This is a genomic window from Hydrogenophaga sp. NFH-34 (genome assembly GCF_021401345.1).
In the GTDB taxonomy this organism is placed as follows: domain Bacteria; phylum Pseudomonadota; class Gammaproteobacteria; order Burkholderiales; family Burkholderiaceae_C; genus Hydrogenophaga; species Hydrogenophaga electricum.
On record NZ_JACBGE010000009.1, the window covers coordinates 62,429 to 84,391 of the forward strand.

Genomic DNA, 21,963 nt, shown 5'->3' on the forward strand with positions numbered 1-21,963 from the left:
ACGGGGATAGGCCGACCGCGGAGGCCGGCGAAAGGAAGGCGCCGTTCAGCGCGGCCGGGCCGACAGCTCGCTGTCTTCGCCCCGCAACTGGGTGCGCAACTGCTGGCGCTGTTCTTCGGTCAGGCGATAGGGTTTCCATTCCTCGGAGCGTCCGCCAGCCTGCTGCCGGATCGAGTCGCGCAGGGAGTGGTCGGCCGGCGTCTCCGATCCGGTCATGCGGGCTGCCGCTTCCGCGGCTTTGGGCTGCACGGCGCGGCCTGGCTCGCTGGCCCAGGCCGAAGCGGTCAGGAAGGAAACGGACAAAAGGGCCTTGAAGGCCAGTCTGCAAGCGTTCATGGAAGCAAAGTCTGTCTCAGCCGACGCATTCTCGGATGTCCGCTCGGTGAACGGGTCACGCGGGGTCGGCAACATTTGTAACACCGTGTCAGACTACCAAAAAACCAGTGCGGACAAGCACTTACCGCTGTAACAATGGGGCCTGTTACATTTTCCGGGTTGCCAAGATGCCACAGACCAACTCCCGTCCCAACAAGATCCTGGTCGTCGACGACGACGTTCGCATCCGCGATTTGCTGCGCCGTTACCTCATGCAGGAAGGCTTCGAGGTGATGCTGGCCGAAGACGGCAAAGCCCTCAGCCGCGTGCTGCAGCGCGAATCGGTGGACCTGATCGTGTTGGATTTGATGATGCCCGGCGAGGACGGCCTGTCGATCTGCCGCCGCCTGCGCGCCAACGGCGACCGCACCCCCATCATCATGCTCACCGCCAAGAGCGAAGACGTCGACCGCATCGTGGGTCTCGAAGTCGGTGCCGACGACTACCTCGGCAAACCCTTCAACCCGCGGGAGCTGCTGGCCCGCATCCATGCGGTGTTGCGCCGCCGCCCACCGACCGAAGTGCCCGGCGCACCTTCGCAGGAGGCGGAAGTCGTCACCTTCGGTCCGTTCGAATTCGACCTGAGCCTGCGCACGCTGCGCAAGGAAGGGGTCGACCTGCCCCTGACCACCGGGGAATTCGCCATGCTCAAGGCCCTGGTGCGCCACCCGCGGCAACCCCTGACGCGGGAAAAACTCGCCCAGTTGGCCCGCGGCCGCGAGTTCGAGCCCTTCGACCGCAGCCTGGACGTGCAGGTCTCCCGCCTGCGCAAGCTGATCGAAGACGACGCCGCCTCTCCCCGTTACCTGCAGACCGTCTGGGGTGTGGGCTACGTGTTCGTGCCGGACGGCAACAACTGACGCACTGGCCTCTGGATGAGCGAATCGCGCGCCCCGTTCGAGACCCAGCCCGCCGCCCTGGAAACGGCCCCCGCTCCGCTGGGGTCCCGGCCCAAGCGCGGCGTGAGCCTGTTCTGGCGAACGTTTTTCTTTCTGTCGCTGCTGCTGATCGGCTGCATCATTGCCTGGCTGCAGACCTTCCGCGCCCTGGAATTCGAGCCCCGGGCCATCCAGAGTGCGCAGCAACTGGCGTCTCTGGTGAACCTCACCCGCGCGGCTCTGGTGCACTCGGACTCCATCGCCCGCGTGTCGCTGGTCAAGACCCTGGCCGACGAAGAAAAGGTGCGCATCGCCCTGCGCGAACCGGACGACGTCTACCTGCCCTACGACACCGACACCCTGAACCGGGGCGTCACCGAAGCTCTTCAGCAACGGCTGGGGCGCGACACCGTGGTGGCCCGCGCCGTCAACGGCACGCCTGGCCTGTGGATCGGCTTCTCGATCGATGGCGACCTGTACTGGCTGCAGACCGACCCCTCCCGCATCGGGCCGGTGACGGGTGCCACCTGGCTGATCTGGCTGGCCACGGCAGCCATCCTTTCCCTCACCGGGGCGGCGCTCATCGCCCGCCTGATCAACCACCCGCTGAAGAAGCTCCAGTTCGCAGCCAGCCGCGTGCGCGAGGGTGACTTCGACGCGACGCAACTGAGCGAGTCGGTGGCCACGAGCGAAATCCGCGAGGTGAACATCGGCTTCAACCGCATGGCGCAGCGCCTGTCCAAGATCGAACAGGACCGCACGCTCATGCTGGCCGGGATTTCGCACGACCTGCGCACGCCACTGGCCCGCCTGCGGCTGGAAACCGAGATGAGCGTGGCCGACCCCCAGGCGCGCGAGCACATGACGGCCGACATCGAGCAGGTCAACGCCATCATCGACAAATTCCTCGACTACGCCCGGCCCGACCACACCGACCTTCAGCGGGTCAACCTCCACCTGGTGGTGGAAGCGGCCGTGTTCGCGCTCGGCAGCGACGCTTCGGTGCAGATCAACATCGCCGTTCCGCACGAAATCGACGTGCTGGGCGACGCGGTGGAGTTGCAGCGCGTGTTCTCCAACCTGCTCGAAAACGCGCGCCGCTACGGGCGCGATCCCAAAACCGGCGACGTGCAGATCGACATCGCGGCCAAGCCCAGAGAGCGCTGGGTACTCATCAAGCTGCGCGACCACGGCAAGGGCGTGCTGCCCGAACTGCTGGAACAACTGACCCAACCCTTCTTCCGGGGCGACTCCTCGCGCACGGCGGCCACGGGCACCGGCCTGGGCCTGTCCATCGTGGACCGCGCCATCACCCGCATGGGCGGCCGGTTTGCGCTGGCCAACAGCAGCACCGGCGGGCTGGCCGCGCACATCAAGCTGCCGCGTGCCATCAACTGAGTCGGGCGTGTTGGCGCGGCGCAGCACACAGCGCGCCGGCACCGCGCTTCAGCGGCGGTGGATCAGCACGGCGGCACGCGCTTCGATCGACAGGCCCTGCCCCACGGGCCCGAGTTTTTCGGCCGTCTTGGCCTTCACGTTCACCTGGCCGGCATCGACACCGAGCGCCCGCGCCACCGCCACCACCATGGCGGGAATGTGCGGCGCCAGCTTGGGGGCCTGGGCCACCACCGTGCTGTCGACATTGCCGATTTCATAGCCGGCGGCACGCACGCGCCGTGCGGCCTCGGCCAGCAACACGGAAGAGTCGGCACCCTTGAAACGCGGATCGGTATCGGGGAAATGGCGGCCGATGTCGCCCAGACCGGCCGCCCCCAGCACCGCGTCGGTGATGGCGTGCAGCAGGACGTCGGCGTCGGAGTGGCCCAGCAGGCCTAAGGTGTGCGGAATGGTCACGCCGCCGATGATCAGGGGCCGCCCGGGCACGAGCGCGTGCACGTCCCAGCCTTCGCCAATGCGGATGTTCATGGTTGTCTGCTCTTCAGAACGGCTTCGGCCAGCGCGAAGTCCTCGGGATAGGTGACCTTGACATTTTGCGCGCTGCCGGGCACCAGGCGCGGCGCGGCGCCGGCCAGCTCCATGGCGCTGGCTTCGTCGGTGATGCCGTCGTAGCCACTGGCGGCGCGCGCAGCGAGCGCGGCCTGCAGCGCCCCGATGCGGAACATCTGCGGCGTCTGGGCCAGCCATTTGTCGCCACGGTCCACCGTGGCCGCCACCCGGCCACCGGTCTCGGCCTTGAGCGTGTCGGGCAGCTTGAGCGCGAGCAGGCCGCCCACCGGATCGCCCAGACAGGCATCGATCAGCGCATCGATCTGCGCCGGCGTCACCAGGCAGCGCGCCGCATCGTGCACCAGCACCCAGTCGTTCGGCCCGGCGCCCCCGGCCCGCAGCGCGGCCAGCCCGTTGGCCACGCTCTCGGCGCGGCTGGTGCCGCCACAGTGCGCCAGCTCGATGCTCGGGTCGTCCACGGTCAGAAAACGGTCGCCCGGGGCCAGCACCACCAGGCAGCGCTCGACGCGCAGCACCGCCTGGAAAGCGCCCAGGGTGTGCAGCACCAGCGGCACGCCCAGCAGCGGCTCGTACTGTTTGGGGCCGGCGGTACCCGCGCGCGAACCGGTGCCGGCACAGGGCAGCAGCGCGAACAGCCGCTCGGAAGAAGAAGGGTGATCGGAAAGCTCGGCAGACATGGTCGGGGGCATTCTAAAATCCTCGGCTTCCCCCCCACCCTGACCGGTCGGGGGGTGTTCGTCATTGAAGGCTCCCATGGATCTGCCCAAGCTCACCCCCGGCAAGCGCTTCGCCTTGCCCCGACCTGTCGGCGCGGCCGACGCCCTGCTGCTGGCCCAGCTCGCGCAACGCGAGCAGGCCCAGGGCCGCCCCACCGCCATCGTGACCGCCGACGCCAGCGACGCGCAGCGTCTGATGGACGAAATGGCCTTCTTCGTCCCGGACCTGCGTTGTGCCCTGTTCCCCGACTGGGAAACCCTGCCCTACGACAGCTTCTCGCCGCACCAGGACCTGATCTCCGAGCGCCTGGCCACGCTCTGGCGCATCCACCACCGCGGACAGGCGCGCGCGGGCGAGCAGGACCAGGGTGCCGACGTGGTGCTGGTGCCCGCCACCACCGCCCTGTACCGGCTGGCGCCGCCATCCTTCCTGGCCGCCTACACCTTCCACTTCAAGGTCAAGCAAAAGCTTGACGAGGCCAAGCTCAAGAGCCAGCTCACCCTGGCCGGCTACAACCACGTCACCCAGGTGGTGAGCCCCGGCGAATACGCGGTGCGCGGTGGCCTGATCGACCTGTTCCCCATGGGCTCGCCCGTGCCCTACCGGGTCGACCTGTTCGACGACGAAATCGACTCCATCCGCACTTTCGACCCCGACAGCCAGCGCAGCCTGTACCCGGTGCCCGAAGTGCGTCTGCTGCCCGGGCGCGAATTCCCCATGGACGACGCGGCGCGCACGCGCTTTCGCAGCCGCTGGCGCGAACTGCTCGAAGGCGACCCGACCAAGAGCCGCATCTACAAGGACATGGGCAACGGCGTCGCCACCGCCGGCATCGAGTACTACCTGCCGCTGTTCTTCGAAGAAACCGCCACCGTGTTCGACTACCTGGGTGAACAGGCCACGGTGGTGCTGCACGGCGACCTGGAGCCGGCCTTCCAGCGGTTCTGGCAGGACACCAGCGACCGCTACCGCCTGGTACAGGGCGACCCCGACCGCCCCGCCCTGCCGCCCGAAAGCCTGTTCCTCAGCGCCGAACAGTTCTACGGCTTGGCCAACCGCCACGCGCAACTGGCCCTGCGCCCGGCGGTGGAAGACATTGCCGACAACGCCTTCGCGCAAAAGCTGCCCGACCTGACCGCTGTGCGTGGCGCCGAAGACCCGCTGGCGCGCCTGCAGGCCCACCTGCGCGCCACGCCGCACCGCGTGCTGCTGCTGGCCGAAAGCGACGGTCGGCGCGAAAGCCTGCTCGACTTCATCCGCGCCAGCGGCGTCAACCCGCCGGCGTTCGATTCGCTGGCCGAATTCGAGGGCAGCGCGGAAAAGATCGGCATCGCCACCGCCGCCCTCACCGCCGGCTTCGCGTGGCAGGAAGCCGCGCTCGACTTCGTCACCGAAACCGAACTCTTCGCCGCCGGCCCCACCGCACGGCGGCGCCGCAAGCAGGAACAGGTCAGCGACGTCGACGCGCTGATCAAAGACCTGAGCGAACTCAACGTGGGCGACCCGGTGGTGCACACGCAACACGGCATCGGCCGCTACCGCGGGCTGGTCAACCTCGACATGGGCGAGAAAAACGCCGACGGCACGCCCGCGCTGCAGGAATTCCTGCACCTGGAATACGCCGACAAGGCCGTGCTCTATGTGCCGGTGAGCCAGCTCGGCCTGATCGGGCGCTACACCGGCGTCAGCGCCGACGAGGCCCCGCTGCACAAGCTGGGCAGCGGCCAGTGGGACAAGGCCAAACGCAAGGCCGCCGAACAGGTGCGCGATGCCGCCGCCGAGCTGCTCAACATCTACGCGCGCCGCGCCGCGCGCCAGGGCCACGCCTTCCGCTACAGCCCGCAGGACTACGAGACCTTCGCCAACGATTTCGGCTTTGACGAAACCGCCGACCAGAAGGCCGCGATCCACGCCGTCATCCAGGACATGATCAGCCCGCAGCCGATGGACCGCCTGGTCTGCGGCGACGTGGGCTTCGGCAAGACCGAGGTCGCGCTGCGTGCGGCCTTCGTCGCCGTCACCGGCGGCAAGCAGGTGGCGTTTCTGGCGCCCACCACGCTGCTGGCCGAGCAGCACTACCAGACCCTGGTGGACCGCTTCGCCAAGTGGCCGGTGAAGGTGGCCGAGATGAGCCGCTTCCGCTCGGCCAAGGAGATCACCGCCGCGATGAAGGGCATCAGCGACGGCAGCGTCGACATCGTGGTCGGCACACACAAGCTGCTGTCGGAGAAGACCCAGTTCAAGAACCTGGGCCTGCTCATCATTGACGAGGAACACCGCTTCGGCGTGCGCCACAAGGAAGCGATGAAGCAGCTGCGCGCCGAGGTCGACGTGCTCACGCTCACCGCCACGCCGATCCCGCGCACGCTGGGCATGGCGCTCGAAGGCCTGCGCGATCTGTCGGTCATCGCCACCGCGCCGCAGCGCCGGCTGGCGATCAAGACCTTTGTGCGCAACGAAGGCAACGGCGTGATCCGCGAAGCCGTGCTGCGCGAACTCAAGCGCGGCGGCCAGGTCTACTTCCTGCACAACGAGGTCGAGACCATCGAGAACCGCAAGCAGGCCCTGGAAAAACTGCTGCCCGAAGCACGCATCGCCATCGCCCACGGCCAGATGCCCGAGCGCGAACTGGAGCGCGTGATGCGCGACTTCGTGGCCCAGCGCTTCAACCTGCTGCTGTGCTCCACCATCATCGAAACCGGCATCGACGTGCCCACGGCCAACACCATCGTCATGGCGCGCGCCGACAAGTTCGGCCTGGCGCAGCTGCACCAGTTGCGCGGGCGCGTCGGCCGCAGCCACCACCAGGCCTACGCCTACCTGCTGGTGCCCGAGATCGAGGGCCTGACCAAGCAGGCCGCCCAGCGGCTCGATGCGATCCAGCAGATGGAAGAACTCGGCAGCGGCTTCTACCTCGCCATGCACGACCTGGAAATCCGCGGCGCGGGCGAAGTGCTGGGCGAAAACCAGAGCGGCAACATGCTGGAAGTGGGCTTCCAGCTCTACAACGAGATGCTGAGCGAGGCCGTCAAGTCGCTCAAGGCCGGCCGCGAACCGGACCTGCTGGCGCCGCTGTCGGTCACCACCGACATCAACCTGCACGCCCCCGCCCTGCTGCCCAACGACTACTGCGGCGATGTGCACCTGCGCCTGTCGTTTTACAAGAAGCTGGCCACCGCCAAGACCGCCGACCAGGTCGATGCGCTGCTGGAGGAAATCGTCGACCGCTTCGGCAAGCTGCCACCGCCCGCGCAGACGCTGATCGACGTGCACCGCCTGCGCGTGCTGTCACAGCCTTACGGTGTGATCAAGGTCGACGCGGCACCGGGCGTGGTGAACATCACCTTCCGGCCCAACCCGCCGATCGAGCCGATGCGCATCATCGAGCTGATCCAGAAGAACCGGCACATCAAGCTCGCCGGCAACGAAAAGCTGCGCATCGAAAAGCCGCTGCCCGAGGTGAAAAACCGGGTGCAGATGGTGCGCGACGTGCTCAAGGCCCTGGGCCAGCCTATCAAGACCCCCGAGCCGGTGAGCGCCCCCTGAGCGGCCCGCTCACGGCCTCCACGGCGCATACCGGGGAGGGTTTGACCTGCATCAAAAACAGGAGCGGTCGCGCTCAGCGTTCACCCGCCGTTCACACGGGCGCCACGAAACTTCATCGGTGCGTTCCACCATGGAATGCCCCACGATCGAAGGAGAAAAACCGTGAAACTCAATCCCCACCGCCCCTGGATCACCCCGCTCGTCATCGGCGCCTTCGGCCTCTCGGCCGTCACCGGCATGCTGATGTTCTTCCACCTCGACAGCGGCCTGAACAAGACCGCCCACGAATGGCTGAGCTGGGCCATGGTGATCGGCGTCGGCCTGCACCTGCTGTTGAACCTGCCGGCGTTCAAGCGCTACTTCACCCAGACCACGGCCCGGGTCGTCATGGGCGTGTTTGCCGTCATCCTGGCGCTGAGCTTCATCCCCGTCGGCGGTGAAAGCAGCGAACCCGGCTTTGCCCCCCCGGTGCGCGCGCTGGCGCAGGCTCCCATCAGCGTGCTGGCGCAGGTCGCCGGCACCAGCACCGACGACGTCAAGGCCAAGCTCCAGGCCCAGGGTCTGACCGTGACCAGCGATCAGCAGACGGTGGCCGAACTGGTGGGCGGCGATCTGCGCAAGCAGATCGGCACCATCAGCCAGGTGCTGCCGAGCGGTACCGCTCGCTGATCCGGAAGCCGTGCCGTCTCAGTCCTGCGACGCTGCGGGCAAGCGCCCGGCGTCGGCCTGGCCGGTGGACTTGACTTCGGCCAGCCAGCGTTCGAGCTGGGGTGCGTCGGCCTTGTGCACGGGGCCGATGCGGGTCACGTCCACCGGGCGCAAGCCACAGAACTTGAGCGTGCTGCGCACCAGCGCCTTGATGGTCGGGTCGCCCTGGATGAAGCGCAGGTAGTAGCCCGGCGAGTCGGTGGTCAGGATGACGCGGGCGCTGCGACCGGCCAGCAGGCCTTCGGGCATGCCGTTGGGCAGGTAGCGGTAGGCCCAGCCGCGCTCCAGCGTGCGGTCGAAAAAGCCCTTGAGCAGCGCCGGGATCGACCCCCACCACAAGGGCGTGACCACCACCACCCGGCGCGCCACCTTGATGGCGGTCTGGGCGCGCTGCAGGTCGGGTTCCAGCGCCTGCTGCGCGTGGTAGTCCACGTGCAGGACTGGGTCGAAAGCCAGATCCCGCAGCGCCAGCACCTCGACACTGGCGCCGCCTGCCCGCAGGCCTTCGGCGTGGCTCTGCGCCAAGGCGGCGCACAGGGAGGTGTGGTTGGGGTGTCCGTCGATCACCAGCACGTCGGCCATGCATGCGCTCCTTGTCCGTCCATACGGACATGGTACAGGGGCTGTTGCGCGATCGCTGGTACCCGAAAGCCTCTCAACCTCGGTGATTCGCCGAGTTCGAGGGCAGCATCTCCGGGTGAATTTCGAACAGGTGCGGGTTGGCAGGGTTGACCGCCACACGCACCCAGCCCGAGTCTGGCCAGCCGTAGGTTTCCAGCCGCGTAAGGTTTTCGAAGAAGCGTTGCGTCTTCGGGTTCAGCAGGGGTTTGCCGATGCGGAAGATGTGGGTATCGCCATGCACGTACAGCACCGGACGCGAATACGCCTGCATCTGCTCGATCAGTGCGTCCAGGAAAGGGTCGTAGGGTGTCGGCTCCGGGGTCTTGGGCGCGTCCGCACCCCGCACGCTGCGTGCATAGCGTTGTGCATAGGACCGTGTCCACCGGTTCTCGAAATCCGGATTGGCGTGAGAAATCAGCACCAGCCCCGGGCTGTCCTCGGCCTTGGCCGTGGCAAAAGCCTTGCGCATCCAGGCGATGGCGGCGGCCTGCCGCGCCTGGTGCTCGGCCATGTCCTCTTTGGCGTTGTCGTCGCTGCCCACGATGTGCAACGTCGCAAAGCGCAGCCCCTGGATGCGCCAGGTCAGGTTCTCGACGTAGGCTTCATAGCCGGCCTCCCGAGCCTGGCTGGCCACAGGCATGCTGCGCTGGCCCAGTGTGCCCTCGCGTGGATAGAAGGTGGCGCGCAGCTTCTGCAACCGCTCCAGCGGCGAGACCTTGATCTTCTTGAATTGCACCGCGTCGGACCAGTCATTGTCGCCCGGCGTCAGTACCAGTGGGTGGCGGCACGCCTGGAACGTGCCCAGCACGTAGGCGTAGTTGTCGTCGGTCATCGGCATACGCGCCAGCGACGGGTCGCGCTCGTAGGGGCGCGGGTCGAACATGCAGTCGCCGATGTGGGTGACGAAGGCCAGGTCGCGCGCGTTGATATCGTCCATCACCCGCACGTATTCGGCCTCCTGTGCCCGGGTGTAGGGAATGTCGCCGACGACCCCGAACTCGAATCGGCCGCCGGGCGTCGCAGCGGCCTGGCGCGGCGCAGCGGTTGTGCAGGCCTGCACCAGCGGCAGGGCCGCGATGGCGCCTAGAGCGCGGGCCATGAATGGCCGTCGGGTGGTCAATGCGGTTTTTTCCATCGTTGTCTCCTTGTCTTCGTGGTGAACCGGTGTGCATGTTGGCCTGGGTAGGCAATGGTGACAAACGGCTAATATTCGCCTTCGAACCAGTTTTTCTTAACCGAATTCGCCCATCGCGACCATGAAACGCCCCCAGCTCCCCGCTCTGCACCTGCTCGTGGCGTTCGAGTCAGCAGCGCGGTTGATGAGCTTCAAACGCGCTGCGGAAGAGATCTCGGTCACGCCGTCGGCGCTGAGTCAACGCATCGTGCGCCTGGAGCAGATGCTGGAGATGCCCTTGTTCGAACGCGGCAACCGCCGCATTGGCCTGACCACCGCCGGCATCACCTACCAGCACGAGGTGCGGCAGGCACTGGCTGCTCTGGCCAGCGTGTCGAGTCGCGCCATGCAGCGCGCACCGACCACGCTCACCCTCGCCATGAACAGCATCGTCTCGCACGAACTGGTGATCCCGCACCTGCCACTGCTGCAGCGCTGGGACCCGGACCTCGATATCTGCGTGCGTTCGCGCACCAGCATGAAGACCTTTTTCGCCGAAGACGCTTCGGACGCCGGCATCGATGGTGGCATCCGCATCGGCAACGGCGCCTGGCCGCAATTCGAATCACACCTCATCGGCCGCCTCACGGCGGCTCCGCTGTGCGCGCCGGCCCTCCTACCACAGCTGCGCGACTGGGACGACCTGCACCGACACACGCTGTATTGCCCCCGTTCGCGCCGCGCGGAAACGCTGGAGACCTTCCGCCACCCGGCCACAGGCGCTTACCCGCGCCAAGTGGTCACGTTCGAGACCCTGCTGGAGGCTGCACGCGCCGTCGAAGCCGGCATGGGCGTGATGAGCGGGATGATGCCGCTGATGAATGGTCTGGTACGGCGCGGCCGTTTCACCGTTGCCGTGGGGCCGGTACGGCCGACGGCGGAATCCCTGTGGCTAATGGTGCGTGCCGACTGCCGGGCGCCGGCACGCATGGCGACCGTGGCCGAATGGCTGACCGACGCGTTCGAGCGTCTTCAGGCACCGGTGGACGCACCAGCTTGGCTAACCTGATCCGGCGCTTGCGCCCGCGACCTCAACCGCTGGCCGTGAACCCCGTGGCGCGAATCACCTGGCCCCAGCGCTGGTGATCACTGGCCAGAAGCGCCGCCATCGCATCGGGCCCCAGACCGGTAGGCTGAAGACCGCGCTCAATCAAGTCGCGACGCCAGGCCGGATCGGTTATCGCCGACACGGCTGCTCTGCCCAGTTGCCCGACCAGGGGGACTGCCAGGCCGGCGGGCGCGAACAGTGCATACCAGGAGGTGGAATCGAGGTCGTAGCCCAGTTCCTGAAAAGTCGGTACACCGTCGAGCACCGGGTCGCGCTCGCGGCCATTGATCGCCAGCACCCGCGCCTGGCCTTGCCGAGCCAGAGTGCGCAGATCGCCCATGCCGGTCGCCAGCGCGGATATCTCACCGGCCACCAGCGCGCGCATCGCGGCCGCTGTACCCGGGTAAGGCACGTGCGTGAGTGCCAGTCCCTCGGCGCGCCCGAGCATCATGCCGACGAAATGCGAAGTGCTGCCGGTCGCGGCCGACGCATAGAAACCGCGCCGGCCCGGGTCCGTGCGGACCCAGTCGCAGTATTCGGCCAGCGTCGCCACCGGCACCGCAGAGCCAACCGCCAGGCCGGTCTGGAAACTGCACAGGTGGGCGATGGGCACGAAATCCCGTAAGGGGTCGTAGCCCAGCGTGCCCGCGTGGCTGTGCGGAAAAATGGCCATGGTCGCGCTCGGTGTGAGCAGCAGTGTCGATCCGTCGGCCGGCGCGGCCTTGACGGCCAGGTTGGCGATGCGCCCGCCCGCACCATGCCGGTTTTCGACGATCACGCTGCGCCCCAACTCCGGCGCCAATCGCTGGGCCAACTGGCGCGCCAGCGTATCAATGGTGGCGCCAGCGACGTAGCCAACGACCAGACGCATCGGGCCCAGAGCACGGGCGGCGGCCGTCTGGTGGCCTGCGAACGGTAGAGCCATCAGGGTCGCGAGAAATTGCTGTCGGTTCATCATCGGGCGCCGCCATCCGGCCAAAAACAGGGCTACGACATTACCCCAGCGGCCAGGGGCTGTCCAGACGGCCACCATCGCCCTGCATCGATAATCCTCCCCATGACGCCCGCCACCGCAGCACCCATCGAATTCGCCCCTGGCCTCATCGTCCAGGGCATCACGCCGCCCCTGAACCTGCGCGACTTCAAGCTGATCGCGTTCGACATGGATTCCACGCTGATCAACATCGAATGCGTGGACGAGATTGCCGACGCGGTGGGCCGCAAGGCCGAGGTGGCGGCCATCACCGAAGCGTCGATGCGCGGCGAGATTGCCGACTTCAAGGAAAGCCTGCGCCGCCGCGTGGCCTTGCTTGAAGGGGTGACCGAAGACGATCTGGCGCATGTCTACCGCGCACGCCTGCGCCTGAACCCGGGCGCCGCCGAACTGGTGCTGGCCTGCAAGGCGGCGGGGCTGAAGGTGCTGCTGGTCAGCGGCGGCTTCACCTATTTCGCCGACCGCCTGCGCGACCGGCTGGCGCTCGACTTCGCACGCAGCAACCAGTTGGAGATCATCGACGGCCGGCTGACGGGCCGCCTGCTCGACCAGAGCTGGGGCGACATCTGCGACGGCGCCATGAAGAAGGAAACCCTGCTGCGCACCTGCAGCCTGATCGGCTGCGCCCCTTCGCAGGCGATCGCCATGGGCGATGGTGCCAACGACCTGGAGATGATGGGCGTGGCCGGCCTGTCGGTGGCCTACCGCGCCAAGCCCAAGGTGCGGGCCCAGGCCAAGGTGGCCATCGACATGGGCGGGCTGGACCGCCTGCTCGAACTGTTCCAGGCGGCATGAGCGCGGCCAGCCGCTTGCGCACGTGGGCGGGCGGCCTGCGGCGCGACGGGAAACGCCACCTGGGCACCCTGGCCCTCTTCGCGGGCGTGCTGCTGGCGGTGCAGCTCTGGCAGACGCGCAGCGTGGCCGGCGGTGCGCTGCCAGCCACGGCGCTCGACGCGGCCCTGCCCGTGATCGGGCCGGACGGCGCACGCCGCGACAGCACGCTGCGGCAGGAGATCGCGCGCGTGCAGCAAGCCCACCCGGGCCGGAACATCGGTCTGTACGTGTGGGCCGACTGGTGCCCGATCTGCCGCACCCTCCAGGGCACGGTCAACGGCCTGACTCAGGACCACCCGGTGATCACCGTGGCCATGCAGTCCGGCCCGCCCGAGAAAGTGGCCGGCTACCTGGCCGGGCGCGGGCTGGCCTGGCACACCCTGGTCGACCCGCGTTCGGCCATTCCGGGCGCGCTGGGCTTCGGCGCCGTGCCGGCCTTTGCCGTGATCACGCCGCAGGGCGAGCTGCGCTGGCCGACCGTGGGCCTGACCAGCGGCTGGGGCCTGCGCCTGCGTCTGCTGTTCGCGGGCTGACCGCTCAGGCCGGTTCCGGCACGCTGGGCAGGCCCGACAGCGCCATCGCCAGTTCCTTCTCGTCGTAGGCGTCGTCCGCCAGGTCGCCGCTGAAGTACTTCTGGTAGGCCGCCATGTCGAAGTGGCCGTGGCCCGACAACGAGAACAGGATGGTCTCGCTCTTGCCCTCGCGCTTGCAGCGCAACGCCTCTTCAATGGCGGCCTTGACCGCGTGGTTGGCCTCGGGCGCCGGCACGATGCCTTCGGCGCGCGCGAAGGTCACGCCCGCCTCGAAGCACGACTTCTGCGAGAAGGCGGCAGCCTCGATCAGGCCCAGGTCCTTGCAGTGCGACACCAGCGGCGCCATGCCGTGGTAGCGCAGGCCGCCGGCGTGGGTCGCGGGCGGCGTGAAGGTGCTGCCCAGGGTGTGCATCTTGGTCAGCGGCGTCATGTGGCCGGTGTCGCCGAAGTCGTAGGCGTACTTGCCGCGCGTGAGCGACGGGCACGACGCCGGCTCGGCCGCCAGGATGCGCGAGCGCTTGCCGCCTCGCAGCGCGTGGCCGATGAAGGGAAACGCGATGCCCGCGAAGTTGGAGCCGCCACCGGTGCAGCCGATCACCACGTCGGGCCAGGCGTCGGCCATCTGCATCTGTTCCATGGCTTCCAGGCCGATGACGGTCTGGTGCATCAGCACGTGGTTGAGCACCGAGCCCAGGGCGTACTTGGTGTCATCGCGCTGCACCGCGAGTTCGACCGCCTCCGAAATCGCGATGCCCAGGCTGCCCGGGTGGTCAGGCCGCTGGGCCAGCACGCTGCGGCCGTACTGCGTTTCGTTCGACGGCGACGGCAGGCAGCGCGCGCCGTAGGTTTCCATCACGGCGCGGCGGTAGGGTTTCTGGTCGTAGGACACGCGCACCTGGAACACCAGCACCTCCAGATCGAACAGCGAGCCCGCGAACGACAGCGAAGTGCCCCACTGGCCGGCGCCGGTCTCGGTGGTCAGGCGCTTGACGCCGGCCTGCTGGTTGTAGAAGGCCTGCGGGATGGCGGTGTTGGGCTTGTGGCTGCCGGCGGGGCTGACGCCTTCGTACTTGTAGAAGATTTTGGCGGGCGTGCCGAGCACTTTCTCCAGCCGGTGGGCGCGGTACAGCGGCGCCGGGCGCCAGAGCTTGTAGATGTCGCGCACCGGTTCGGGAATCTCGATCTCGCGCTCGGTGCTGACCTCCTGCATGATGAGTTCCATGGGGAACAGCGGCGCCAGGTCGTCGGGGCCGATGGGCTGCAGCGTGCCGGGGTGCAGCACGGCCGGCAGCGCCTTGGGCAGGTCGGCCTGGATGTTGTACCAGAACTTGGGCATCTGGCTTTCGTCGAGCAGGTACTTGGTCTGCAGGGTCATGCGGGGTACTCCTGAAAGAAAAGAGGGACGGCCGGACAAACAATCGCCGCATTCTGGAAGCGCCCCGCACCCGCGTGCAGCCGCTTTGCGAACCCGGGTATCCGATAGGCGCAAAACCCCGGGTTATCACTAATATGCGGCCATGCCCCCGAGCCCAGCCCCCTCTCCCACCGCCCTGCCGGGCTGGCTGGACCCGGCCGCGCCCGCCGGCCCCGGCTGGCGGCCGCTGAGCGTGCTCGACTCGCACGACCTTGACCAGACCCGCGAGCAGATCGCCCGCATCTACAAACCGCACGAGCTGGCCGTGGTCGGCGCCCGCCAGCGCGTGCACGCGCGCATGCACCACCGGGCGCTGGGTCCGGCGGTGTCGCTCAACCGCCTGGCGCACGGTGCGGCGGTGCGCATCGACCCTGGCCGGCTGGACGACTTTTTCCTCGTGCAGATGCCGCTGGCCGGGGAAGCCCTGGTCTGGCACCAGGACACTCGCCATGTCTGCCAGCCGGGCCAGGCCTCGGTGATTTCGCCGTCGGAAGCCGTGCGCATGGCCTGGTCGGCCCCGTGCGACCAGTTCATGCTGCGCATTGACCACCAGCGGCTGCGGCACGTGGCGGCCGCGCTCTCGGGGCGCGATCTGGTGGCCCTGCCCCGGCTGCAGCCCCTGATCGACCTGCGCCAGGGCGCCGGGGCGCACTGGTGGCAGCTCATGCACTACCTGGCGCAGTTGATGGACCCGGCGTCGGGCCAGTTGCCTGCGGGCCTGCACGCCGCCATGCTGGAAGACCACGTGCTGGCCATGCTGCTGCGGGCGGCCTGGTCACCCGCCATCGCGGGCGGACCGCCCCGCCCGCCGGCCACCCCGCGGTTGCGCCTGCTGGAGGACCACATCCAGGCCCATCTGGACCAGCCGCTGACGGTGGCCGACCTGGCCCGCGCGGCCGGCTCCAGCGTGCGGCTGGTGCAACAGGTGTTCGCGCGCGAGCACGGCACCACGCCCGGCGCCTACATCCGGCGCCAGCGTCTGGAGCGTGTGCGCCACGACCTGATGCACCCCGGGCCCGACACCCAGGTGCTGCAGACCGCTGCGCGCTGGGGTTTCGATCACCCGAGCCGTTTTGCCGCCGCATACCGGCAGGCGTTTGGCGAGCCGCCCCGCGCCACGCTGGCGCGCGGGCAGCAGCGCGGCTGAGGCGGATTCAGGCGCCGCTGGCCGGCGCGATGTCGTAGCCGCCTTCGTCCAGATGGCGGTGCGGCCCCCAGACCGCTTCGAGCGCCGCCGTCTCGGCCTGCGCCCACAGCTCCACCACCGTGCGCTCGTCCACGCTCAGGGCCTCGCTGTCGGGCGGGTCGCCATGCGTCATGCGGATGCGCTGCACCGCGGCGTAGACGGGCCAGACCATCGCCGCATCGCCCAGCACGCTTTCCAGCGCGGCGCGAAAGCGTGCCTCGGCCTGCGCGGTGTCGGCGGGCGAAGCGCCTTCGGGCACATAGAGCTTGAGTTGGTAAGTCATGCGGAGTCGGGAGGCGTATCGCAGAAGAGGGGCCGTGCGCCGTTCTGGTTCATTTGACCACCTGGTCAGGAACGCCGGTGAAACGGCCGTCCGGAATCGGTGCGGCATGGTACCAGCGAGACACCAATACGGCGCGGTATCGGGCCCCAGGGGTGGCACATGGGTTGCTAAATCAGCTTGAACGACCTTGTTGTTCTGCTATCAATTTTCAATCTCCTTGGAGTTCACAGATGAAGAAGAACCGTCTCTCGCAACTGGGCCTGGCGTCGTTGCTGGCCCTGGCGGGCATGGGCGCCCACGCCCAGAGCAACGTGTCCCTGTACGGCCTGGCCGACTTGAGCGTCGGCCGCACCCAGGCCCCGGGTGGCCAGTCCACCAACTCGGTCGACAGCGGCAAGATGAGCACCAGCTACTGGGGCATCGGCGGCAAGGAAGACCTGGGCGGCGGCCTGTCGGCCGTGTTCAAGTTCGAGCAGTTCGTGCGCATGAATACCGGCGCCATGGGCCGTTTCGACGGCGACACCGCGTTCTCGCGCACCTCGTCCGTGGGCCTGTCCAGCGCCAGCCTGGGTACCGTGACCTTCGGCCGCAACAGCACGCCGCTGTTCGTCTCCACCCTGCTGTTCAACGCTTTCGGCGATTCCTTCGGTTATTCGCCCAGCATCCGCCACTATTTCAGCAGCGGCACCGTCACCGGTGACACGGGCTGGAACCAGTCGGTGATGTACGCCAGCCCGACCCTCAGCGGCTTCCGCTTCGGCGCCATCGCGGCCTTCAAGACCGGCGATGCCGCCACCGACGGCAAGAACTGGGGCCTGAACTTCAGCTACGGCAACGGCCCGATCGCCGCTTCGCTGGTGTTCCAGGACGTGAAGAAGGATTCCGCCGTCGCCGCCCTGGACGACACGCGCACCGTGCAACTGGGCGCGTCGTACGACTTCGGCGCCGCCAAGGCCTTTGCCCAGCTGGGCTCGATCGACAACAAGACCAAGGACGTCGGCTACGACATCGCCGGTCTGGGCGTGCGCGTACCGCTGGGCGCTGGCGCCGCGATCGCGCAGTGGAGCCTCATCGCTCCGGACGTCGGTTCGGACCGCAACACCTTGTCGGTGGGCTACCTGCACACCCTGTCCAAGCGCACCGAACTGTACGCCGTGGCCATGAGCGACAAGATCGACAACCTGGGCACCGGCAAGAGCTACTCGCTGGGTATCCGCCACAAGTTCTGATCGCCTGCTGCGCCAGCTTCGGGCCGCCTGTGGCCGCCACGCCCCACCGGGCAGGCGGCCACAGGCGGCTTTTTGGCGCCTTCAGAGGGCCTGGGCGAGCCGGGCGATGCCTTCGCGGATGCGGTCTTCGTCGGCCGTGGCGAACGACAGGCGCAGGGTCGCCTGGTCCGGATCGGCGGCAAAAAACGGCGCACCCGGCACAAAGGCCACGCCGCGGTCGATGGCCCGCCGGGCGAGTTCGGCGCCATCGGCCACGCGGCCATCGGCGCCGGTCAGGCGCGCCCACACGAACAGCCCGCCCTGGGGCGGCACGAAATCGATGGCGTCGCCCAGTTCGCTGCGCAGCGCCTGCACCATGGCCTCGGCGCGCGCCGCGTAAACCTGGCGCACCCGCGCCAGCGTGGCGGGCATGCGCCCGGCCTTCAGGTACTGCGCCGCAGTGGCCTGGGCAAAGGTGCTGGTGTGGGCGTCGCTGAACTGCTTGCACATGGTGGCCTTGGCCAGCAGGTCGGCCGGGCCGACCATCCAGCCCACGCGCAGCCCGGGCGACAGCACCTTGGACAGCGAGCCGCAGTGCACCAGGCGGTCGCGGCTGCCCGGCACGGTGGCCGACAGCGCCAGCAGGCTGGGCGGCGGCGCGTCGCCGAAATAGAGGTCGCCGTACGGATCGTCTTCGACGATCAGCGTGTCGTGGCGGACGGCCATCTCCAGCACCTTCTGGCGCCGCTCCAGGCTGAGCATGGCGCCGCTGGGGTTGCCGAAGGTGGGAATGAGGTAGACGAACTTGGGCTTGTGCTGCTCGATCAGGCGTTCCAGTTCGCCGGTGCGCACACCGTTGCCATCCACCGGGGCGCTGATCAGTTCGGCCCCGTAGAGCTTGAAGCACTGGATGGTGGCCAGGAAGGTGGGGCCTTCGACGATGACCTTGTCGCCCGGAGAGATCAGGGTCTTGCCCAGCAGGTCGAGTGCTTGCTGGCTGCCAGTGGTCACGATGAGCTGTTCGGGCGCTACATCGGCGGCTCCCTTGCTGGCCATGAAGGCCGCCAGTTGCTCGCGCAGCGGCAGATAGCCTTCGGTGGCGCCGTACTGCAGCGCCGCACCGGGCTCTTCGTTCAGCGCCGCGTTCGCGGCTTCGCGGATGCCTTCCACGTCGAACATGGCGCTGTCGGGGAAGCCTCCCGCGAAGCTGATGATGCCGGGCTTGCCGAGCAGCTTGAACAGCTCCCGGATGGCGGAGGTTTCGACGTTGTTCAGCCGGTCGGCGAAAGGAATGGCAAAAGACATGGTGGTGCAGGAAAGGTCGGACAAAACACAGGGGCCAGGCTGCCCATTGTGCCAAGGAGCCCACCCGCCCCCTTGCCCCAGGGTCACAGCGTCTTCACCCCACCCCTGTGGCGCCGCGGCCGTGCCGGCTCAGGCGCCCGTGACCGGCAAGACGGGCAACACCGGCAGGCCCAGCAGGCGTTCGAGCCCTTCGAGGGACAGCCCGTCGACCGTCTCGACCAGCCGCACACCCTGCGGCGTGCATTCGAGCGTGGCCAGATCGGTGTAGATGCGTTTGACGCAGCCGATACAGGTCAGCGGGTAGCTGCAGCGCTCGACCACCTTGCTCCGCCCTTCGCGGGTCAGCAGGTCCATCATGACCCAGGTCTGCTTGGCCCCGATGGCCAGGTCCATGGCGCCGCCCACAGCCGGGATGCTGCCGGCCTCGCCCGTGCTCCAGTTGGCCAGGTCGCCCGTGGCCGACACCTGAAAGGCACCCAGCACGCAGATATCCAGGTGCCCGCCACGCATCATGGCGAAGCTGTCGGCGTGGTGGAAGAAGGCGCCTCCGGGCCGCAGCGTCACCGGCTGTTTGCCGGCGTTGATGAGGTCGTAGTCCTCCTCGCCTGCGGCCGGCGCGGGGCCCATGCCCAGGATGCCGTTCTCGCTGTGCAGGATGATCTCGCGGCCCGGCGGCAGGTGGTTGGCCACCAGCGTCGGCTGGCCGATGCCCAGGTTGACGACGGCCCCGTCGAAGATGTCCCGCGCCACGCGCGCAGCCAGCTCCGTCTTGCTTCGGCGCTGAGGGTTCATGCGGTTTTCCTGAAGCCGCCGGCCTGGGTGGCCACGCGGTCGATCTTCACGATCTGGCTGACGAAAATGCCCGGGGTGACGATGGCCTCCGGGTCCAGCGCGCCCAGTTCGGCGATCTCGTGCACCGTGGCGACGGTCTTCTTCGCGGCCATCGCCATCACGGGGCCGAAGTTGCGCGCGGCCTTGCGGTAGGTGAGGTTGCCCCAGCGGTCGCCGCGCTCGGCCTTGATGAGGGCCAGGTCGCCGTGGATGGGGTACTCCAGCACGTAGTGGCGGCCGTCGATGACGCGGGTCTCGCGGCCGGCGGCCAGTTCGGTGCCGTAGCCCGTCGGGCAGAAGAAGGCGCCGATGCCGGCGCCGGCCGCGCGCAGGCGTTCGGCCAGGTTGCCCTGGGGCACCAGTTCCAGTTCGATGCGGCCGCTGCGGTAGAGCGCGTCGAACACGTGCGAGTCGACCTGGCGCGGGAAGCTGCAGATGATCTTGCGCACGCGCCCGGTCGCCAGCAGCGCGGCCAGGCCGGAGTCGCCGTTGCCGGCGTTGTTGTTGACCACGGTCAGCCCGCGCGCACCCTGCGCGATCAAACCGTCGATCAGTTCGTTGGGGATGCCGGCGGTGCCGAAGCCGCCGATCAGCACGGTGGCGCCGTCCTGGACACCCGCCAGGGCTTCGGCGACGGAGGGAGCGATTTTGTCGATCATGGCGAAGGCCCGGCCCCTCAGCGCGGCGGGTTGGGACGCCCCAACTCCACCAGTTCGCCGGTGGAGGCGTACTGGTTGCCACCCAGGCGGGTCAGCGGGCGGGTGCGCACCACGTCGAAGCGGCCGCCGGCATCGACGAAACGGTCGTCCATGTGCAGCGCCACCACGCGCCCGAGCACGACGTTGCTGAACGTGTCGCCGGGGCCCACGGGGTCGATGTCGATGATCTGCAGCAGCTCGCACTCCATGCTGGCCGGCGAGGCGGCCACCCGCGGCGGACGGACCTTGACGCTGGCGGCTTTTTCCAGCCCGGCCAGTTCGAACTCGTCCACGCCGTAGGGGGCGTTGAACGACGAGGTGTTCATCGGTTCGCGCAGATCCCAGGTGACCAGGTTGGTGACGAACTGGCCGGTTTCGCGCACGTTGACGATGGTGTCTTTTTCGTGGCGGTCGTCGGGTGCGTTGCAGGCGAACATGACCACCGGCGGCGCGGTGGAAACCAGGTTGAAGTGCGAGAACGGGGCCAGGTTCACGCGCCCGCTGGCAGACACAGTGCTGATCCAGCCGATCGGGCGCGGGGCCACGATGGCGTTGAAGAGGGAGCGCTTGAAGTCGGGCGTGGCGGCAAGATCGATGTACATGGGTCGAAACGGGTGACGGAAACCGGGGAGGATCAGGCCTGGGGATTGACGATGGACGCGCCGGGCCGGCCCTGGAGCACGAGGGCGATGTTCCGCGCCGCCTGCTCGCGGCGGCCGAAGAAGCCCTGCCACGTCCACGACGCCACGTGCGGCGTGCACAGCACGCGCGGGTGGGCCAGCAGCGGGTCGTCGCGCGCCGGCGGTTCGGGATCGAACACGTCGTAGGCGGCCGCGGCCAGGGCGCCGCTGTCGAGCGACCGGATCAGGGCATCGCGGTCGACCAGCGTGGCCCGCGCGGTGTTCACGAGCATCGCGCCGCGGCGCATGCCGGCCAGTGCGGCGGCATCCAGCAGCGGCCGGCCGTCGGCGGGCGGTGGGCAGTGCAGCGACACCACGTCGCTGGCCGCCAGCAACTCGGCCAGTGTCACCGAGCGCACGCCGTCGGGCAGGTCTTTGGCGAACGGATCGTGGGCGAGCACGTTCACGTTCCAGCCCGCCAGACGCTGCGCCAGCGCGCGGCCGATGCGCCCGAAGCCGACGATGCCCACCGTCTGCCCGTCCATGGGTGCGGAAAACACCTGCGGCCGGCGCCAGCCGCCTTGCTGCAGGTGCTCGCGGGTCCACACATGCAACTGCTTGCGCAGCGCCAGGATGAGCGCCATAGCGTGTTCGGCGACAAACACCGAGTCGTTGCCACCCGGCGTGTTGCACACGCGGATGCCGCGTTCGGTGGCGGCGGCGACGTCGATGGTGTCCACCCCGACACCGATCTTGCTCAGCACCTTCAGGTCGGGCAGCGCGTCCATCACCGCGCCAGTGATGCGCAGGCCACCCGAGACCAGCGCGGCGGCGCAACCCTGGGCGTCTTCGATGAAGTCGGCTGACCGGTGGTCGCGGTAGGCCGGGTCGTGGTTGGGGCGGCCCAGGCGCACGTCGAAGCCCTGCTCGCGCAGCCAGGGCACGCTGGGGTCTTCGGCCAGCACGCGTTCCCAGATCAGGATCGGGGCCAGCACAGAGGAAGCAGTGTTCATGGATCGGAA

The 21,963-nt window shown here is 68.3% G+C and carries 22 protein-coding genes; 9 read left to right on the plus strand and 13 right to left on the minus strand.

The window, feature by feature from the left end:
* Positions 1–45 precede the first annotated feature (45 nt).
* Positions 46–336: a hypothetical protein gene (locus L0977_RS10230; protein ID WP_234264761.1), complete on the minus strand. Its 291-nt coding sequence runs from the start codon at positions 334–336 to the stop codon at positions 46–48.
* 167 nt (positions 337–503) lie between these two features.
* On the opposite strand from L0977_RS10230, the gene ompR reads away from it, so the two are divergent.
* Together ompR and L0977_RS10240 are read left to right on the plus strand one after the other, a co-directional pair.
* Positions 504–1,235 (plus strand): osmolarity response regulator transcription factor OmpR, encoded by a 732-nt coding sequence (gene ompR / locus L0977_RS10235; protein ID WP_234264762.1) that lies wholly within the window; start codon positions 504–506, stop codon positions 1,233–1,235.
* A gap of 15 nt (positions 1,236–1,250) precedes the next feature.
* A complete protein-coding gene (locus L0977_RS10240) occupies positions 1,251–2,651 on the plus strand; it encodes a sensor histidine kinase (RefSeq protein WP_234264763.1) in 1,401 nt (466 codons plus the stop codon).
* A 48-nt stretch (positions 2,652–2,699) separates the two neighbouring features.
* Here L0977_RS10240 and ispF read toward each other — a convergent pair whose 3' ends face one another.
* Complete coding sequence (ispF, locus tag L0977_RS10245; protein WP_234264764.1) at positions 2,700–3,179, minus strand: 2-C-methyl-D-erythritol 2,4-cyclodiphosphate synthase; 480 nt, start codon at positions 3,177–3,179, stop codon at positions 2,700–2,702.
* Positions 3,176–3,910 carry a 2-C-methyl-D-erythritol 4-phosphate cytidylyltransferase gene (gene ispD, locus L0977_RS10250; RefSeq protein WP_234264765.1) on the minus strand — a complete coding sequence of 245 codons (735 nt, stop codon included), beginning with the start codon at positions 3,908–3,910 and terminating at the stop codon, positions 3,176–3,178. The genes ispF and ispD overlap by 4 nt, the downstream gene beginning before the upstream one ends.
* 64 nt (positions 3,911–3,974) lie before the next feature.
* On the opposite strand from ispD, the gene mfd reads away from it, so the two are divergent.
* A complete protein-coding gene (gene mfd, locus L0977_RS10255) occupies positions 3,975–7,484 on the plus strand; it encodes a transcription-repair coupling factor (RefSeq protein ID WP_234264766.1) in 3,510 nt (1,169 codons plus the stop codon).
* 162 nt (positions 7,485–7,646) lie between these two features.
* Complete coding sequence (locus tag L0977_RS10260) at positions 7,647–8,153, plus strand: DUF4405 domain-containing protein (protein ID WP_234264767.1); 507 nt, start codon at positions 7,647–7,649, stop codon at positions 8,151–8,153.
* An 18-nt stretch (positions 8,154–8,171) separates the two neighbouring features.
* Here L0977_RS10260 and L0977_RS10265 read toward each other — a convergent pair whose 3' ends face one another.
* Both L0977_RS10265 and L0977_RS10270 read right to left on the minus strand, forming a co-directional pair.
* Positions 8,172–8,774 (minus strand): NAD(P)H-dependent oxidoreductase, encoded by a 603-nt coding sequence (locus tag L0977_RS10265; RefSeq protein WP_234264768.1) that lies wholly within the window; start codon positions 8,772–8,774, stop codon positions 8,172–8,174.
* Between the two features lie 73 nt (positions 8,775–8,847).
* A complete protein-coding gene (locus L0977_RS10270) occupies positions 8,848–9,948 on the minus strand; it encodes a hypothetical protein (protein WP_234264769.1) in 1,101 nt (366 codons plus the stop codon).
* A gap of 121 nt (positions 9,949–10,069) precedes the next feature.
* On the opposite strand from L0977_RS10270, the gene L0977_RS10275 reads away from it, so the two are divergent.
* On the plus strand, positions 10,070–10,996 hold the full coding sequence (locus L0977_RS10275) for a LysR substrate-binding domain-containing protein (RefSeq protein WP_234264770.1): 927 nt from the start codon (positions 10,070–10,072) through the stop codon (positions 10,994–10,996).
* A gap of 22 nt (positions 10,997–11,018) precedes the next feature.
* Here the strand turns inward: L0977_RS10275 and L0977_RS10280 are convergent, their stop codons facing one another.
* Positions 11,019–11,960, minus strand: a complete 942-nt coding sequence (locus L0977_RS10280; RefSeq protein ID WP_234264771.1) for a tripartite tricarboxylate transporter substrate-binding protein — start codon at positions 11,958–11,960, stop codon at positions 11,019–11,021.
* 132 nt (positions 11,961–12,092) lie between these two features.
* On the opposite strand from L0977_RS10280, the gene serB reads away from it, so the two are divergent.
* Complete coding sequence (gene serB, locus L0977_RS10285) at positions 12,093–12,824, plus strand: phosphoserine phosphatase SerB (RefSeq protein WP_234264772.1); 732 nt, start codon at positions 12,093–12,095, stop codon at positions 12,822–12,824.
* Entirely contained in the window at positions 12,821–13,396 is a 576-nt protein-coding gene (locus L0977_RS10290) for a protein disulfide oxidoreductase (RefSeq protein WP_234264773.1), read from the plus strand. The genes serB and L0977_RS10290 overlap by 4 nt, the downstream gene beginning before the upstream one ends.
* Positions 13,397–13,400: 4 nt before the next feature.
* Here the strand turns inward: L0977_RS10290 and L0977_RS10295 are convergent, their stop codons facing one another.
* Positions 13,401–14,771, minus strand: coding sequence for a TrpB-like pyridoxal phosphate-dependent enzyme (locus L0977_RS10295; RefSeq protein WP_234264774.1), 1,371 nt, complete (start codon positions 14,769–14,771; stop codon positions 13,401–13,403).
* A 142-nt stretch (positions 14,772–14,913) separates the two neighbouring features.
* On the opposite strand from L0977_RS10295, the gene L0977_RS10300 reads away from it, so the two are divergent.
* Positions 14,914–15,957 carry an AraC family transcriptional regulator gene (locus L0977_RS10300; protein WP_234264775.1) on the plus strand — a complete coding sequence of 348 codons (1,044 nt, stop codon included), beginning with the start codon at positions 14,914–14,916 and terminating at the stop codon, positions 15,955–15,957.
* Between the two features lie 7 nt (positions 15,958–15,964).
* Here the strand turns inward: L0977_RS10300 and L0977_RS10305 are convergent, their stop codons facing one another.
* A complete protein-coding gene (locus L0977_RS10305) occupies positions 15,965–16,279 on the minus strand; it encodes a hypothetical protein (protein ID WP_234264776.1) in 315 nt (104 codons plus the stop codon).
* Between the two features lie 230 nt (positions 16,280–16,509).
* Between L0977_RS10305 and L0977_RS10310 the strand changes: the two genes are divergently transcribed.
* On the plus strand, positions 16,510–17,508 hold the full coding sequence (locus L0977_RS10310) for a porin (protein WP_234264777.1): 999 nt from the start codon (positions 16,510–16,512) through the stop codon (positions 17,506–17,508).
* 81 nt (positions 17,509–17,589) lie between these two features.
* Here L0977_RS10310 and L0977_RS10315 read toward each other — a convergent pair whose 3' ends face one another.
* The 5 genes from L0977_RS10315 to L0977_RS10335 form a co-directional block, all read right to left on the minus strand.
* Complete coding sequence (locus tag L0977_RS10315; RefSeq protein ID WP_234264872.1) at positions 17,590–18,780, minus strand: aminotransferase-like domain-containing protein; 1,191 nt, start codon at positions 18,778–18,780, stop codon at positions 17,590–17,592.
* Positions 18,781–18,921: 141 nt separating this feature from the next.
* Positions 18,922–19,584: a 3-oxoacid CoA-transferase subunit B gene (locus L0977_RS10320; RefSeq protein WP_234264778.1), complete on the minus strand. Its 663-nt coding sequence runs from the start codon at positions 19,582–19,584 to the stop codon at positions 18,922–18,924.
* Positions 19,581–20,282, minus strand: coding sequence for a 3-oxoacid CoA-transferase subunit A (locus L0977_RS10325; RefSeq protein ID WP_234264779.1), 702 nt, complete (start codon positions 20,280–20,282; stop codon positions 19,581–19,583). Before L0977_RS10325 ends, L0977_RS10320 begins: the two co-directional genes overlap by 4 nt.
* A 17-nt stretch (positions 20,283–20,299) precedes the next feature.
* On the minus strand, positions 20,300–20,923 hold the full coding sequence (locus L0977_RS10330; RefSeq protein WP_234264780.1) for a flavin reductase family protein: 624 nt from the start codon (positions 20,921–20,923) through the stop codon (positions 20,300–20,302).
* Positions 20,924–20,955: 32 nt separating this feature from the next.
* A complete protein-coding gene (locus L0977_RS10335; protein ID WP_234264781.1) occupies positions 20,956–21,954 on the minus strand; it encodes a 2-hydroxyacid dehydrogenase in 999 nt (332 codons plus the stop codon).
* Positions 21,955–21,963 lie beyond the last annotated feature (9 nt).

Excerpts from the sequence above, each read along its gene's own strand:
- L0977_RS10300 (WP_234264775.1), top strand. The coding sequence starts at position 14,914 with ATGCCCCCGAGCCCAGCCCCCTCTCCCACCGCCCTGCCGGGCTGGCTG.
- ispD (WP_234264765.1), bottom strand. The coding sequence starts at position 3,910 with ATGCCCCCGACCATGTCTGCCGAGCTTTCCGATCACCCTTCTTCTTCC.
- L0977_RS10290 (WP_234264773.1), top strand. The coding sequence starts at position 12,821 with ATGAGCGCGGCCAGCCGCTTGCGCACGTGGGCGGGCGGCCTGCGGCGC.
- L0977_RS10325 (WP_234264779.1), bottom strand. The coding sequence starts at position 20,282 with ATGATCGACAAAATCGCTCCCTCCGTCGCCGAAGCCCTGGCGGGTGTC.
- L0977_RS10295 (WP_234264774.1), bottom strand. The coding sequence starts at position 14,771 with ATGACCCTGCAGACCAAGTACCTGCTCGACGAAAGCCAGATGCCCAAG.
- L0977_RS10280 (WP_234264771.1), bottom strand. The coding sequence starts at position 11,960 with ATGGCTCTACCGTTCGCAGGCCACCAGACGGCCGCCGCCCGTGCTCTG.
- L0977_RS10230 (WP_234264761.1), bottom strand. The coding sequence starts at position 336 with ATGAACGCTTGCAGACTGGCCTTCAAGGCCCTTTTGTCCGTTTCCTTC.
- L0977_RS10320 (WP_234264778.1), bottom strand. The coding sequence starts at position 19,584 with ATGAACCCTCAGCGCCGAAGCAAGACGGAGCTGGCTGCGCGCGTGGCG.
- ompR (WP_234264762.1), top strand. The coding sequence starts at position 504 with ATGCCACAGACCAACTCCCGTCCCAACAAGATCCTGGTCGTCGACGAC.
- L0977_RS10270 (WP_234264769.1), bottom strand. The coding sequence starts at position 9,948 with ATGGAAAAAACCGCATTGACCACCCGACGGCCATTCATGGCCCGCGCT.
- mfd (WP_234264766.1), top strand. The coding sequence starts at position 3,975 with ATGGATCTGCCCAAGCTCACCCCCGGCAAGCGCTTCGCCTTGCCCCGA.
- L0977_RS10310 (WP_234264777.1), top strand. The coding sequence starts at position 16,510 with ATGAAGAAGAACCGTCTCTCGCAACTGGGCCTGGCGTCGTTGCTGGCC.
- L0977_RS10275 (WP_234264770.1), top strand. The coding sequence starts at position 10,070 with ATGAAACGCCCCCAGCTCCCCGCTCTGCACCTGCTCGTGGCGTTCGAG.
- L0977_RS10305 (WP_234264776.1), bottom strand. The coding sequence starts at position 16,279 with ATGACTTACCAACTCAAGCTCTATGTGCCCGAAGGCGCTTCGCCCGCC.
- ispF (WP_234264764.1), bottom strand. The coding sequence starts at position 3,179 with ATGAACATCCGCATTGGCGAAGGCTGGGACGTGCACGCGCTCGTGCCC.
- L0977_RS10265 (WP_234264768.1), bottom strand. The coding sequence starts at position 8,774 with ATGGCCGACGTGCTGGTGATCGACGGACACCCCAACCACACCTCCCTG.
- L0977_RS10335 (WP_234264781.1), bottom strand. The coding sequence starts at position 21,954 with ATGAACACTGCTTCCTCTGTGCTGGCCCCGATCCTGATCTGGGAACGC.
- L0977_RS10240 (WP_234264763.1), top strand. The coding sequence starts at position 1,251 with ATGAGCGAATCGCGCGCCCCGTTCGAGACCCAGCCCGCCGCCCTGGAA.
- L0977_RS10330 (WP_234264780.1), bottom strand. The coding sequence starts at position 20,923 with ATGTACATCGATCTTGCCGCCACGCCCGACTTCAAGCGCTCCCTCTTC.
- serB (WP_234264772.1), top strand. The coding sequence starts at position 12,093 with ATGACGCCCGCCACCGCAGCACCCATCGAATTCGCCCCTGGCCTCATC.